This is a genomic window from Pantoea ananatis PA13 (genome assembly GCF_000233595.1).
Classification (GTDB): Bacteria; Pseudomonadota; Gammaproteobacteria; order Enterobacterales; family Enterobacteriaceae; genus Pantoea; species Pantoea ananatis.
On the sequence record NC_017554.1, the window covers coordinates 3,128,335 to 3,143,211 of the forward strand.

Consider the following 14,877-nt stretch of genomic DNA (forward strand, 5'->3'; position numbering starts at 1 on the left):
CCTGGCGGGGATCACGGATAAGCGCCCTGCATTTAGCCCCTCTCACTGGTCTGGCGAACATCATCGCTCAGCCTCTTCATGCCTGGCGCGCACCTGTAAATGCCTTGCCTGAACAGGCGAAAAGATGCTGAGAGTCGTGGGAGAAAGTCGTGCGCTATGCGGTAAAAGGAGGCAGCCGGGACCCAGCGTGGCGCCCGGCTGTGTGCTATTGTGCCAACGGGCGCTAAGTGGCCGAAGCCCATCAGGTCCGTTATTCTGCGCCGGCCAAAACCGCCAGCCGGGCCGCGGTGATTGGGTTACGCCTCAGCCCGTTTTTCCCTGTTCGAGAAAGCTATGCAGCAGCGGTTTTAACACCTTCTTCAACTGCGCAGCCCGCGCTTCATGCCAGGTAAACGGCGGCGTTTCATCCATATAGTTAATTTGCGACAGCTCCAGCTGCACAGCCTGAACCTGCTGCTGCGGCTGCCCGTAAGCACGCGTGATATAGCCGCCTTTGAAACGGCCGTTCACCACCCAGCTGTAGCGATCCTGCGCGCGGCACACCGAGGTGAGTCCGTTAATCACGGCACTGCTGCAGCTCGCCCCATCGTTGGTACCAATATTGAGATCCGGCAACCGCCCCTCAAACAGACGGGGAATTTCACTGGCAATAGAGTGCGCATCAAACAGCAAAGCGTAACCAAACTCCGCTTTCATTTGCGCCAGCGTCTGCTGAATCTGCTGATGGTAAGGTTGCCAGATAGCGTTGATGTAGCCCTGGCGCTGCGCATCCGTGGGCGTTTTGCCCTCGATAAAAGTCGGCGTGCCGTCAAACAGGGTTTCGGGGAACAGGCCGGTCGTGGCCGTGGTATAGAGCGGTTGATTATCCGACGGGCGATTCAGATCGATAACAAATCGTGAGTAGCGACCGATGATAATGCTCGCTCCCATATCACGCAGAAAATCATAAAGTTGTGGCAGGTGCCAGTCGGTGTCAGGTAAGTTGCGGGCGGCCTCGCTGAGTCCCTCCTCCACTTCCGGTGTCAACAGCGTACCGGCATGAGGGATACTGACCAGTAGGGGAATATTGCCCTGGGTGAAATGAAAAGGTGTCATTGTGCTTCTCCGCGATAGATGACAGTACAGGGCAGTTCACCGCCCAGCCAGTAAACCAGTTCCGCCGGGCGAGCCAGCGGCCAGTGGACAAAACTGGCAACTTTGCCAGCCTCAAGCGAGCCGTGGCTGGCTTCCAGCCCTAGCGCCTTCGCGCCCCACAGGGTGACGCCGGCCAGCGCCTCTTCCGGCGTCATGCCAAATAACGTGCAGCCCATATTGAGCATTAACCGCAGTGACAGGGCCGGAGAGGTGCCAGGGTTGGCATCACTCGCCAGCGCCATGGGCACGCCATAGCGGCGAAACAGCGCCACAGGTGGGCGCTGCGTTTCCCGTAACAGGTAAAATGCGCCGGGCAGCAGTACCGCGACCGTGCCGTGCCCGGCCATCGCCTGGACATCCTGCTCGGTAGCATATTCCAGGTGATCGGCTGAGAGCGCGTCATGGCGTGCTGCCAGCGCCGCACCACCCAGCGCAGACAACTGCTCTGCATGAAGTTTTACCGGCAGCCCCAGCGCCTTTGCCCGCTCAAACACCCGGGCTACCTGCTGAGGAGAAAAGGCCAGATGTTCACAGAAAGCATCAACCGCGTCAGCCAGCCCTTCGGCTTTGACCTGAGGCAGCAGGCGTTCGCAGATAATCGCTATCCAGCCCTCGGGATCCTGTTTAAATTCCGGCGGAAAAGCGTGCGCAGCAAGGCAGGTTGCCTGCACATCCGCAGCCACCTCTTTACCCAGTTGGCGGATGGCGCGCAGCATACGTAATTCGCTCTCTTCGTCCAGCCCGTAACCGGATTTGATCTCGACAGTCGTCACGCCTTCAGCCAGTAAACGATTCAGTCGCCAGCGGGCCGATGAAACCAGTGCCTGCTCGCTGGCCGCGCGCGTAGCCCGAACGGTAGAGAGGATGCCCCCGCCCTGTGCCGCTATGTCGGCATAACTGACCCCGTTGAGACGCTGTTCAAATTCCTGACTGCGATCCCCACCAAAAACCAGATGCGTGTGACAATCGACGAGCCCTGGCGTGATGATCCCGCCCGGTAACTGATGATGTTTTTGTGCGCTAAAGGCAGGCATATCCGCGGCGGCGCCTACCCACACCAGCTTGTCTGCCTTCACCGCCAGCGCCCCCTGCTCAATCATCGCGTAGCGGCCACCGCGCATGGTCACCACATCAGCACCGGTCCACACACTGTCTACCTGGAGTTCTTCTGCCATTCCTGCCTCTCGTTACTCTCGCCGTTTACAGCCCACTTTAAAGTATGTATATGTATATACAACCACATCCCTTGAGGATCAACTATGGCAACTTTTTTTGCGCCCCGCGCACTGCTGGCTGACGGCTGGTACAAACAGGTACGCATCCACGTCAGTCCGGCCGGAATCATTGAGGCCATCACGCCCAACAGTGATGACCGTCAGGCATGTCGCTTACCCGGCGAGGTCATTCCCGCTATCGCGAATCTGCACTCTCATGCTTTTCAGCGCGCCATGGCCGGTCTGGCCGAAGTGGCGGGCGATCCGCAAGACAGCTTCTGGACCTGGCGCGACTTAATGTATCGCATGGTGCAGCGCCTGACGCCCCAGCAGGTGGGCGATATTGCCGCGTTGCTGTACATCGATATGTTAAAAGGTGGCTACTGCCAGGTTGCAGAATTCCATTATCTGCATCACGACGTTAACGGCCTGCCCTATGCGGATGATGCCATGCTGCAGCAGTTGATTGCCGCCGCCGAGACGGCAGGCATTGGTCAGACCCTGCTTCCGGTGCTTTACAGCTACAGCGGGTTTGGCGCGCAGCCGCCTGTGGCCGGGCAGAAACGCTTTATTCAGCAGACCGACAACTACCTGCAACAGCAGGCACGCCTGCAGACGTGGGTGAAAGACAAGCCATTGCACAACGTGGGCCTGTGCTTTCACTCACTGCGTGCGGTGAGCGAAGTGCAAATGCACGAAGTGTTAGCCGCCAGCGATCGGTCGTTACCGGTGCACATCCACGTTGCCGAGCAGGAAAAAGAGGTGAACGACAGCCTGGCCTGGAGCGGCGAGCGCCCGGTGAGCTGGCTGATGAACCGCTTTGACGTTGACGCGCGCTGGTGCCTGATCCATGCCACACATCTTGATGACAGCGAGGTGACGCGCCTTGCCACCAGCGGCGCGGTCGCCGGGTTGTGTCCGACTACCGAAGCCAATCTTGGCGACGGCATTTTCCCGGCGGTGGACTATATCGCTCAGGGCGGTCGCTGGGGCATCGGCTCTGACAGCCATGTCTCATTGAGCGTTCAGGAAGAGCTGCGCTGGCTGGAATATGCTCAGCGTCTGCGCGACCGCCGTCGTAACCGTATCGCCCTGGCTCACCAGCCTTCCGTCGGCGACCTGCTGTGGCAGCAGGCAGCTGCAGGCGGCGCTCAGGCCTGTGGGATCAGGAGTGGTTCACTGGCCGTGGGGCAGCGCGCCGACTGGCTGGTACTGCGCGATCAGGCCTGGCTGGGCAGCGTGAATGAACACGCCCTGCTTAACCGTTGGCTGTTTGCGGGCCAGCGCGATCAGATTCGCGACGTGTATGTGGCGGGCAATCGGGTCATTAACGACGGGCATCATGCCGAAGAACACGCCTGCGCGGCGCGCTTCGCCCAGGCAATGGCGGCGCTGCAATGAGAACATTATTTTCTCTGGAAAACTTACCCGTCAGCCGCTGGCGCAACGGCGGAGGCGAAACACGCGAGATTATCAGCTTTCCGCCTGATGCCGACGATTTCGCCTGGCGAGCCAGTATTGCGACCATTGCTCAGGACGGCCCGTTTTCGACGTTCAACGGCATAGATCGCACCATTACTCTGCTGAACGGCAGCCCGGTGCTGCTGCGCGGTCCGGCAGGCGAGCACCGCTTACTACCTGAAGTCCCCTGGGCTTTCGCGGGGGAATGGGCGCTTGAAGCCAGTCTGGAAGGCAAAGAGGCCAGTCAGGATTTTAACGTCATGACGCGGCGTGACGCATGGCGGGCGCAGGCCGACGTCGTTACGCAAGCCGTCTGCAGCGAGCACGGCGTAGCGTGGGTGTTAGCCGGAGAATGGCGCATCGCGGATGACGCGCGGTTAGAGGCGCAGCAGGGGACATGGTGGGTAGATCACTCCACCCTGCTCTCGCCAGCCAGTCCGGAGGCAAGACTGCTGTTCGTGCGCCTTACCCGTGTCCTTTGAAGCGGCCCAGCAGCTTATAGCGCGAGCCCGGATAGAGTAATCGCGCATAGGTCACGATTTTATTGTCGCTCCAGGTCTGGCGGCGGATAAGCAGACAGGGCTCATGCTCATCGATCGCCAGATGTTTACGCTGACGCGCATCGGGCATCACCGCTTCAACGATGTGCTCGCCTGCCGTTAACGGCGCCGCCCGCATCAGATAAGTATAAGGCGTGAGCGTATGGTAATCCTGAGTCAGATAGTCCGGAGCCAGCTGCGGATTCACCAGTCGGTCTTCAAGCTGCACAGGCAACTCGTTTTCATAATGCACAATCAGCGAATGAAACAGCGTTTGCCCGGTGGTCAGCCCCAGAACCGAAGCCTGCTCGGGATCGGCTTTGTTCTGACCCATCATCAGAATTTTGCAGCTGTGCTGGTGACCGCGCTGGGCAATTTCATCGGCGATGTTATGCACTTCGAGCATGGCCGTATAGCCTTTCATTTCGGCAACAAATGTCCCCACGCCCTGCATACGCACCAGAAACCCTTCGCTGGTCAGCTCGCGTAATGCACGATTGATGGTCATCCGGCTCACGCCGAGTTCATTGACCAGCTCGCTTTCGGAGGGCACGCGCTGATTTGCTTTCCAGTGTCCTTCACGAATCTGGCTGATGATAGCCTGCTTGACCCGTTGATAAATAGGCGCAGGTTCATCGCTCATGGCCGCCGCCAGTTGTGCAATTGCCGTATGCTCGGCCATAACGTTTTCCTTTCGCAGATAATGCGCAGAGTTTACTGCCTGCAGGGTTGGATGTATATACATTCAGACGCGGTTTCAGCACTTTAACCGTGCACCTGCTGCCTGATAAAGGTGCAGCAATACCGGTCGTTGCTCGCTCCCCCCTGTCCTGACGCCCGATCAATTTTGTGATCGGTTTGGCACGCTGATTGCAACTTGTATAGACAAGAATAGACACTTATGGTTCACTCGCGTTATTCAGTTGATCAGGGTCAATAAAGATGCCCTGCGGCAACCCAACCCTTGTATAGACAGGAGCAGGTTATGTCATGTTCGACTCAGGTATTACACCTGGTGCCAGGTAATGTTGATCTCGCGACGTTACGCGCAATTTATCAGGGCAACGTTACCCTCAGCCTCGACGATGGCGCCCGCCAGGCCGTCGCCGAGGCACAACGCACCGTTGACGCGATCGTCGCCTCCGGCAGCGTGGTTTACGGCATTAACACCGGTTTTGGCAAACTGGCCCAAACTCAGATCCCCGCCAGCCGTCTGGCGGATCTGCAACGTAATCTGGTGCTGTCCCACAGCGTCGGGTTAGGGAATTTACTGCCTGATAACGTCACGCGGCTGGTCGTCGCCAGCAAAGTGATCAGCCTTTCGCGGGGCCATTCGGGTGTACGCATCGAACTGATCGATGCCCTGCTGGCCCTGTTTAATGCCGGCATCATGCCGTGCATTCCGGAAAAAGGATCGGTGGGTGCCTCGGGCGATCTGGCACCGCTGGCGCATATGTCGCTGATGCTGCTTGGTGAAGGTCAGGTCAGGTTCAAAGGGGAACTTATTGCGGCGACAGAAGGCCTGGCTAAAGTCGGGTTGACGCCCTTTGTTCTGGGCCCGAAAGAAGGTCTGGCATTGCTTAACGGCACCCAGGTTTCCACGGCGCTGGCGCTGCGTGGCCTGTTTGAAGCCGAAAACCTGTTTGCCGCAGGTTTACTGGCGGGCGCCCTGTCATTAGAAGCGATCAAAGGTTCGTTAAAACCCTTCGATGCACGTATCCATCAGGCGCGCGGTCAGCACGGGCAGATTGCCGTGGCCGCCGCGATTACCAGCCTGATTGAAGGAAGCGAAATCCTCGGTTCACATACCCACTGTGGCCGGGTACAGGATCCCTATTCTATCCGCTGCGTACCTCAGGTAATGGGCGCCTGCCTGGATAACCTCTCTCATGCCGCGCGCGTCCTGCAAATTGAAGCCAACGCCGCCTCTGATAATCCGCTGGTTTTCAGCGAAACCGGCGATGTGATCTCCGGCGGCAACTTCCATGCTGAACCGGTCGCCTTTGCAGCCGACATTATTGCGCTGGCCGTGGCTGAAGTGGGCGCTATCTCGGAACGTCGACTGGCCCTGCTGCTGGATACCGGCCTGTCCGGACTGCCACCTTTCCTGGTTCGCGACGGCGGCGTGAACTCCGGCTTTATGATTGCCCAGGTCACTGCGGCGGCGCTGGCATCAGAAAATAAATCGCTGGCCCATCCCGGCAGCGTAGACAGCTTACCGACCTCGGCTAACCAGGAAGATCACGTTTCCATGGCCACCTATGCCGCCCGCCGCCTGGGGGATATGTGCTTTAACAGCGCCGCCGTGGTGGGCATTGAAGCGATGGCCGCCGCCCAGGGCATTGAGTTTCATCGTCCCTTGCAAAGTTCTGCACCGATAGAGCAGGCCCTTGGCCGCATTCGCGAACGCGTTGCCTTCCTGGAAGAAGACCGCCTGCTGGCACCCGACATTGAGGCGATGCGTCAGTGGGCAAGCCGCTGCGACTGGCCAGAGGCACTCACCGCATTACTACCCAGCATGGGCACCTATTCAGTTAAATAAGGAATCCGTCATGAGCGAAACCCTGTCTAAAGCGGTAGCACGCGAGATCCGTGCGCCGCGTGGAAATGAACTGCACTGCGCTAACTGGTTAATTGAAGCTGCTTACCGCATGATTCAGAACAACCTGGATCCCGACGTGGCAGAACGTCCGGAAGATCTGGTGGTGTACGGCGGTATTGGTAAAGCCGCGCGCAACTGGGAATGTTTTGAGCAAATTTTACGATCGCTGCAGCTCCTGCAGCCGGACGAAACCCTGCTGATCCAGTCGGGCAAACCCGTCGGCGTGTTTCGTACCCATGCGGATGCTCCCCGCGTCCTGCTGGCCAACTCCAATCTGGTTCCTCACTGGGCTAACTGGGATCACTTCCACGAACTGGATAAAGCCGGGCTGATGATGTATGGCCAGATGACGGCCGGCTCATGGATTTACATTGGCGCCCAGGGAATCGTTCAGGGCACCTACGAGACGTTTGTCGAGGCCGGACGCCAGCACTATAACAATGATCTAAGCGGACGCTGGATCCTGACCGCCGGTTTAGGTGGCATGGGTGGTGCGCAACCCTTGGCAGGCGTGCTGGCGGGCGCCTGCGTACTGGCGATTGAGTGTCAGGAATCCCGTATCGATTTTCGTTTACGCACGCGTTATGTCGATTACAAAGCCACCTCGCTGGATGAGGCACTGGCCCTGATTGATGAGGCGACCAAAGCGAAGAAAGCCATTTCTGTCGGCCTGCTGGGCAACGCGGCGGAAATCCTGCCCGAGCTGGTTAAGCGCGCCAAAGCGGGTGGACCTAAGCCTGACATCGTCACCGACCAGACTTCGGCGCACGATCCCCTTAACGGCTATCTGCCCATTGACTGGGACGTCTCACGCTGGGAGCAGGAACGCAAGACACATCCTAAAGCCGTGGAGAAAGCTGCCCGTGCCTCTATGGCCGTCCACGTTCAGGCGATGCTCGACTTCTGTCATATGGGCATTCCTACCGTCGATTATGGCAACAACATTCGCCAGGTCGCACTGGATGAAGGCGTCAGCAATGCCTTTGATTTTCCCGGTTTTGTGCCAGCCTATATCCGTCCCCTGTTTTGCGAAGGTAAAGGTCCGTTCCGCTGGGTTGCCCTGTCTGGCGACCCCGAAGATATCTATAAAACGGATGCCAAACTCAAAGAACTTTTCCCGCAACATAAAACGCTGCATCGCTGGCTGGATATGGCGCAGGAACGCATCGCCTTCCAGGGCTTACCGGCGCGTATCTGCTGGCTGGGATTGGGTGAGCGCCATCTCGCGGCCCTCGCGTTCAATGAAATGGTACGCAACGGCGAGCTAAAAGCACCGATTGTGATCGGTCGCGATCACCTCGACTGCGGCTCTGTTGCCTCGCCAAACCGTGAAACCGAAGCGATGAAAGATGGGTCGGATGCGGTATCCGACTGGCCGCTGCTCAACGCCCTGCTGAATACGGCGGGCGGCGCGACATGGGTGAGCCTGCATCATGGTGGTGGCGTGGGCATGGGCTTCTCCCAGCATTCTGGCGTGGTGATTGTGTGCGACGGCACTGAAGCGGCTGATGCCCGTCTGGGCCGCGTGCTGTGGAACGATCCTGCTACCGGCGTGATGCGTCATGCCGATGCGGGATACGAACAGGCACAGCAGTGTGCGACAAAACACGGTCTGAACTTACCGATGCAATAACCTGCAACGCCGATTTTATTGAGTCGCGTCATGCGGTAAAAAACGCTGTTCCGGGGAGTGCGGTTCCGGAACAGCGGCGCGAAATGCTCGCAACAGGCTTACTCAGGCTTCGCGGACGTCAGCGTAATCCGTTCCAAAGGCCCGACAATAAAGAGATAGGAAATCAGGCCGAGCAGCCCCATCGATCCCACATATAAAATCGCATAATCAAATGATTGCGTATTCGCCAGAATGATCCCGATCACCAGCGGGGTTACGATACTGGCCATATTGCCGCACATGTTGAAAACGCCTCCGGCAATGCCCAACACCTCTTTCGGCGATGTATCGCTCAGCACGCACCAGCCCAGATTGCCAAAACCTTTGGCGAAAAAGGCAACGCTCATGGCCGCAACCACCACAATTTCCGAGGACGTGTAATTGGCAATGACAATGACACAGGAGAGCAGCATCCCACAGATGACGGGGAGTTTACGCGCAACCGTCAGGCTGTAACCGCGTTTGAGTAACGCATCAGAAAACACGCCGCCCAACAGGCCGCCCACAAAACCCGCGATGGCCGGTATACTGGCAATGAATCCCACTTTCAGAATCGACATGCCCTTGGCCTGATAGAGATAGGTAGGGAACCAGGTCAGGAAGAACCAGGTAATTGAGGTGACACAAAACTGGCCAATGTAGACACCAATCATCATGCGGTTAATACACACGCTTTTAAACTGCGCCAGTGTAATTTTCTCTTGCGCCTTTTTACTGCCTAATGCGGGTTCTCCACCGCCGTCACGAATATACTCGATTTCCTCCTGATTTACTTTGGGATGCTGTAAGGGATCTCTGACTTTAAACAGCCAGACGATCCCTAAAATAACGCCAATCGCGCCGATATAATAAAAAACATAGTGCCAACTTAAATTATGAAGAATAATTGTCATCAAAGGCGTAATAATTCCGAGCGAGATATATTGTGCTGACTGATAAATCGACGTCACAAATCCCCGCTCTTTATTTGGAAACCACTGCACACTTAACCGACTGTTTGCCGGAAACGCTGGCGCTTCAATGGCGCCCATCAATAAACGCAAAATCACCAGAACGATAAGCGGACTGGCGTAGAGATAAATCGTGCCCTGCAGCATGGTTACCAGCGACCAGCCAATCAGCGCACAGCCGTATACCATGCGGGCACCGTAGCGGTCCAGTAACCAGCCGCCGGGTAATTGCATAATGACATAGGCAATACCAAAGGCCGAAAAGGCCAGCCCCATCGCTTCAGGATCAAAGCCCAACTCCTGACTCATAAAAGGTGCGACCACAGATAACGTCGCACGATCGGCATAATTAAATACGGTGGCAAGAAACAGAAATAGCAAAATAGAATAACGTACCTTGGTACGTTTTATTATTGTATTCATCACCCACTCCTGGATATCGGGTTGAGAGAGATTTAAAAGGAGAGGTGGCGGGAGAGATTCCCGCCAAAAAGATTAGGGACGTTTGCCGAACTCACAGGTTAATTGAGTCCAGCTTCGTGCCTGTTCGCTGAGCGTAAAACCAAGTCCGTGGCGATCTGAAACAAACATCCGTCCGTCACGTAATTCCAGTTGCTCATTAAATAACGGGTTCAGCCATTCGAAATGCTCCAGCCAGGGCTCAAGCGGATAAGCCGCCGCCAGATGCAGGTGAACCTCCATGGCGAAATGTGGCGCAAGTTTACGACCGTGCTTCGCCGCCAGATCCATGATTTTCAGGAAAGGGGAAATGCCACCCACGCGCGGCGCGTCCGGCTGAACGAAATCACTGGCGTTGCCCAAAATCAGTTGCTCATGCTCACGGAAGCTGGTGAGCATCTCACCGGTCGCAATGGGCGTGTCCAGCGCGGCGGCCAGTTGTGCATGGCCTTCCACATCGTAAGCATCCAGCGGTTCTTCAATCCAGATCAGATTGAACGGCTCCATTTTGCGGCCCATACGGATAGCGGTCTCACGATCCCACTGTTGGTTGGCATCAACCATCAACGGAAAATCGTCGCCCAGCGCTTCACGCACTGCCGTTAAGCGACGAATGTCTTCGGCACAGTTTGGCTGCCCCACTTTCAACTTGATCCCGCCGATGCCGTTTTCACGTGAAATCACCACGTTCTTTAATACCTGCTCCAGCGGTGTATGCAGGAAGCCGCCCGAGGTGTTGTAGCACTGTACGGAATCACGATGGGAACCTAACAGTTTTGCCAACGGCAGCCCGGCGCGTTTCGCTTTCATATCCCACAGCGCAATATCAATGGGAGAGATAGCCTGCACCGCCATGCCGCTTCGTCCTACCGATGCGCCCGCCCACAGCAGTTTGGTGTAGATTTTATCAATATCGTTTGGATCTTCCCCCAGCAGATTATCGGCAATCTCCTTAGCATGCGCGTAAATGCCCTGCCCACCAGCGCGTTTGGAATAGCTGAATCCCACCCCTTCAAAACCCTCACGGCTACGAATTTCAGCAATGATAATGGCCACTTCGGTTAACGGCTTTTGGCGCCCTGTCAGCACCTTGGCATCGCTGACGGGCGTGGCCAGGGGTAAAATCGACAGGGAGAGTTTGACCCATTCAATACGATCACCGACGTCAGCCGCCGTTTTGGCGTTCACCGTTTTGGCATAGCTCACGGCATGAGAATTTGCGCTTACAGACATAGTTATCTCCTGTGGTTTAAAAATGATTGCGCTAACATTTTTATCTTTACATCCCGGCATGCGGCAGAAAACCGCGTTGTGTTTATTTTGAACAACAGATCACATTTACCTTGCAAAAAGGGAGACATGCTGCCAGCGAGATCGCATTTATGACTTTTTCTTCGTGTTAAACAACATAATGATTGCGTTAACATCTATCGCGAATTTTTTTTAGTCATGTCAGCGCATATTGCTTAATGCGTAACGCACCGGCTGGAAATGCTCAGGAACATGAAGAATAATGCCAGTGCGAATACCGCCGTCACCGTGAAATGGATTGCCGTGAAAAGTTCGAAACCGACCCATGCGCCCACGCTTGAAGATGTCGCCCGTCATGCCGGACTGTCACCGATGACCGTCAGCCGCGCGCTGAATGCCCCGCAGTTAGTGCGGCCTAAAACGGCAGAAAGAGTCATGGAGGCGGTGCGGGTGACGGGATACATTCCTAATGCGCTGGCGGGAAGCCTGGCTTCAAGGCGCAGTAAGCTCATCGCTGTCGTGGTGCCGCAAATCAACAACAACATGTTCGTGGATACCATTCAGTCGTTGAGTGATGAGCTGGGCTTGCGGGGTTATCATATCCTGCTGAGCGTGGCGGGCTATCGCACTGATACTGAAGCCGAACTGGTGGCAACACTGCTGTCACGACGTCCGGACGGGATTGTTCTGACCGGGATCCATCATTCGGCCGCCCTTAAAAAGGTGATCCTGAATGCCGCGATACCGGTCGTTGAAATCTGGGATCTGACGCCAACGCCGCTCGATATGCTGGTGGGATTCTCGCATCAACGCGTTGGTCAGGCCACGGCAGAATACCTGCTTGAACAAGGCTTCCGTCGGCCCGGCCTGGTGTGGACGTCAGACAAACGTGCCGGACAGCGTAAACAGGGATTATGTGACGTCTTCAGCCAGCAGGGAATTGACGCAATTCCACAGGCAGACGCGGCGCTCCCCGCCTCTCTGGCATCCGGACGCGCCGGTTTAACGCAGCTCTTCGATCAGGGTGAGTATGACGTCATCGTCTGCAGTTCAGACACGCTGGCACAGGGTGCGATTATGGAGGCAGAAAGCCGTGGCCTGCGCGTGCCTGAAGATATTGCGGTGATGGGCTTTGGCGATCTGGATTTTGCTGCCAGCAATCGCCCTGCCCTCACCACGGTCAGCGTCGATCGGGTCGCTATAGGTCAACGTGCCGCTACGCTGCTGGCCGATCGGATTGAACAGCGTCCCTGCGCAGAAAGCATTATTGATATCGGCTTCCATTTAATTAAGCGTGAGTCGGCATAACAGGCGATACGGTTGCACGCTTGTTTATTACTTATTCCATTTTGATTTAGCCCATTCGCTATTTTATCGCGCCTGCCGATAGACGCGCTCTCGCCCGGCCTCTAAAGTGAAGCTTCCTGAATGATATGGAGCGCGACATTGCATGACTCTTTCCTCTGACCTGCTTGATGATGCGCTGCGCTGGCGCCACCAGTTTCATCGCGAACCCGAACTCGGCTATGAGGAACATCGGACCAGCGATAAGGTTGCGCATGAACTTGAGCAGGCGGGCCTGCAGGTATTTCGTGGTCTTGCCGGGACGGGCGTGATTGGCACCCTGAAAAATGGAAGCGGACCGGTCATCGGCCTGCGTGCCGATATGGACGCGCTACCCATCAATGAAAAAGGCGAAACCGCCTGGCGCTCCAGTAAACCTGGTGTGATGCACGCCTGCGGCCATGATGGCCACACGGCGATTTTACTGGCGGCCGCCAGACAGCTTGCCGCCACGCGTCAGTTCAGCGGCACGGTGCATTTTATTTTTCAGCCTGCGGAAGAAAACCTCGGCGGCGCCCGGAAAATGGTGGAAGAGGGATTATTTACCCGTTTCCCCATGGATGCTGTCTATGCGATGCACAACTGGCCCGGCCTGCCGCTGGGATCGCTGGCGGTAAACGCCGGTGCGATGATGGCCTCTCTGGATGCGTTTGAAATTACGCTGAGCGGTAAAAGCTGCCACGCGGCCATGCCGGAAAGCGGTGCCGACCCGATGGTGGTGGCGGCTGAACTGATTCTGGCCCTGCAAACGATCCCCTCACGTCGCCTTTCTCCCCTTTCCTCGGCCGTGGTGAGCGTCACGCAGATTCAGGGTGGTGAGGCAATTAACGTGATTCCCGAACAGATCGTTCTGCGCGGCACTGTGCGCTGCCTGCAAGACGATGTGCGCAAACGGGTTCATGCGCTTATTGATGATTTTGTCACTACGCTGCCGAAACCCTTTGGCGTCTGCGGCGCGATTCGCTGGCTACCTGGCTACCCGGTGACAACCAACCATGCAGGCCCGGCCCGGCAGGTTCACGACGTTGCCATCAGTACGCTGGGGGAAGAGCAGGTGCGGTGGCAGGTGAATCCCTCCATGGCCTCTGAAGATTTCGCCTGCATGCTGGAAGCCTGCCCAGGCGCCTATTTCTGGCTCGGTGCAGATGGCGCAACCCCATCCGCCCCTTTACATAATGCTCACTACGATTTCAACGATGCGCTCATCCCCACCGGTATCCGCTTCTGGCAAAACCTGGTTGAGCACGCCCTGCCACAGGCGCGCCGTTAAAAACCGGCCGCCGCCAGTTTCTCAAGGCCGGCTTCCCGCGAGGCGCACTGACCGCTTGCGCGCAGGCAGCAGGCAATTTGCAGTCGCAGCGCCTCTGGCAGAGGGCGCTGGTGATTCAGCACCTCTTCCGTCCACCGCGCCGTCTCGGCGGCCGACTTGTCGGCGGGTAGCGGCACCGCTACCTCCGGCTGTCTCTCTACCCAGACCTCTGCCTGCTGCGCTGCACCGCCCACATAGCTGATGGCCGGGCAGCGCTGCGGATTGGCATAAACCTCACCTTCGGTCCCGTTCAGCAGAATCGCGGGGGCATCGATAGCGCTAAAAAAGGTCGCCACCCGTGGAACATACTCCGGATGGGATACGCTTGACAGGCGCAGGGCCTCGCGCTCACCAAACGGCGTGGCCAGCTTCGCCAGCGTGTGGGCGCTGTTACGCACGCCCATGCGCCAGCGTAACGACAGCTGTTTTGCCATGGGTGGGCAGAGGTGATCGATGGTAATAAAGGCCAGCTCACCCCTGTCGAGCTTTGCCTGTGCCTGTTCGGCCGTAGTGACCGGCAAGATCCCCAGCGCGGCAAAGACCGCTTCGCTGGTCACGCGCGTGGCATCGTCACTGACGCCGTGAACCAGCACGGGCAGACCGAGCCTGTTAAGCACCTGCGCCAGTAATGGGGTTAAATTTCCCTGACGGCGCGCACCGTTATAGCTGGGAATGACCACAGGCATTGGACGACCGCTCGGCGCCTGCAGGCGCATCACACGCGACTGCATCGCCTGATAGAAGCCGCGCATTTCTGCTTCGCCTTCACCTTTGATTCGCAGGGCGATTAAAATACTGCCCATTTCAAGATCCGGCACCTCGCCGTCCAGCATTGCGCCGTAGAGTGCCAGGGCACTGTCGAAATCGATATCGCGAGCATGGTTCTTACCGCGCCCGACTTCTTTGATAATTTTATTCAGTTCCATCACGCATTTCCGCTCA

Annotated in this window: 12 protein-coding genes; 6 read left to right on the forward strand and 6 right to left on the reverse strand. The window is 57.1% G+C overall.

The genetic code is table 11. The features are described 5' to 3' along the window. Window positions 1-303: 303 nt before the first annotated feature. Together hutG and hutI are read right to left on the reverse strand one after the other, a co-directional pair. On the reverse strand, window positions 304-1,095 hold the full coding sequence (gene hutG / locus PAGR_RS14735; protein WP_014593263.1) for an N-formylglutamate deformylase: 792 nt from the start codon (window positions 1,093-1,095) through the stop codon (window positions 304-306). Next, entirely contained in the window at window positions 1,092-2,309 is a 1,218-nt protein-coding gene (hutI, locus tag PAGR_RS14740) for an imidazolonepropionase (protein WP_014593262.1), read from the reverse strand. The genes hutG and hutI overlap by 4 nt, the downstream gene beginning before the upstream one ends. A gap of 84 nt (window positions 2,310-2,393) precedes the next feature. Here hutI and PAGR_RS14745 point away from each other — a divergent pair, with 84 nt between their 5' ends. Further along, window positions 2,394-3,749, forward strand: coding sequence for a formimidoylglutamate deiminase (locus PAGR_RS14745; protein ID WP_014606247.1), 1,356 nt, complete (start codon window positions 2,394-2,396; stop codon window positions 3,747-3,749). Further along, window positions 3,746-4,291 (forward strand): HutD/Ves family protein, encoded by a 546-nt coding sequence (locus tag PAGR_RS14750; protein ID WP_014606248.1) that lies wholly within the window; start codon window positions 3,746-3,748, stop codon window positions 4,289-4,291. The genes PAGR_RS14745 and PAGR_RS14750 overlap by 4 nt, the downstream gene beginning before the upstream one ends. Here PAGR_RS14750 and hutC read toward each other — a convergent pair. Then, window positions 4,275-5,030, reverse strand: coding sequence for a histidine utilization transcriptional repressor HutC (gene hutC, locus PAGR_RS14755; RefSeq protein WP_014606249.1), 756 nt, complete (start codon window positions 5,028-5,030; stop codon window positions 4,275-4,277). The two genes, PAGR_RS14750 and hutC, sit on opposite strands and share 17 nt — an antisense overlap. A 303-nt stretch (window positions 5,031-5,333) precedes the next feature. Here hutC and hutH point away from each other — a divergent pair, with 303 nt between their 5' ends. Further along, the gene (hutH, locus tag PAGR_RS14760; RefSeq protein WP_014606250.1) at window positions 5,334-6,890 is read left to right on the forward strand and encodes a histidine ammonia-lyase; all 1,557 of its coding nucleotides are present in this window, start codon (window positions 5,334-5,336) and stop codon (window positions 6,888-6,890) included. Window positions 6,891-6,900: 10 nt separating this feature from the next. After that, entirely contained in the window at window positions 6,901-8,583 is a 1,683-nt protein-coding gene (gene hutU / locus PAGR_RS14765) for a urocanate hydratase (protein WP_014593258.1), read from the forward strand. A gap of 98 nt (window positions 8,584-8,681) precedes the next feature. Here the strand turns inward: hutU and PAGR_RS14770 are convergent, their stop codons facing one another. Further along, window positions 8,682-9,995 carry an MFS transporter gene (locus tag PAGR_RS14770; RefSeq protein WP_014606251.1) on the reverse strand — a complete coding sequence of 438 codons (1,314 nt, stop codon included), beginning with the start codon at window positions 9,993-9,995 and terminating at the stop codon, window positions 8,682-8,684. A 72-nt stretch (window positions 9,996-10,067) separates the two neighbouring features. Continuing rightward, window positions 10,068-11,264, reverse strand: a complete 1,197-nt coding sequence (locus PAGR_RS14775) for an L-talarate/galactarate dehydratase (RefSeq protein ID WP_014593256.1) — start codon at window positions 11,262-11,264, stop codon at window positions 10,068-10,070. A gap of 270 nt (window positions 11,265-11,534) precedes the next feature. Between PAGR_RS14775 and PAGR_RS14780 the strand changes: the two genes are divergently transcribed. Together PAGR_RS14780 and PAGR_RS14785 are read left to right on the forward strand one after the other, a co-directional pair. Then, on the forward strand, window positions 11,535-12,590 hold the full coding sequence (locus PAGR_RS14780) for a LacI family DNA-binding transcriptional regulator (protein WP_014606252.1): 1,056 nt from the start codon (window positions 11,535-11,537) through the stop codon (window positions 12,588-12,590). Between the two features lie 142 nt (window positions 12,591-12,732). Further along, window positions 12,733-13,896, forward strand: coding sequence for a M20 aminoacylase family protein (locus PAGR_RS14785; RefSeq protein ID WP_014593254.1), 1,164 nt, complete (start codon window positions 12,733-12,735; stop codon window positions 13,894-13,896). Here the strand turns inward: PAGR_RS14785 and ybiB are convergent. After that, window positions 13,893-14,861, reverse strand: a complete 969-nt coding sequence (gene ybiB, locus PAGR_RS14790; RefSeq protein ID WP_014606253.1) for a DNA-binding protein YbiB — start codon at window positions 14,859-14,861, stop codon at window positions 13,893-13,895. The genes PAGR_RS14785 and ybiB overlap by 4 nt on opposite strands. Window positions 14,862-14,877 lie beyond the last annotated feature (16 nt).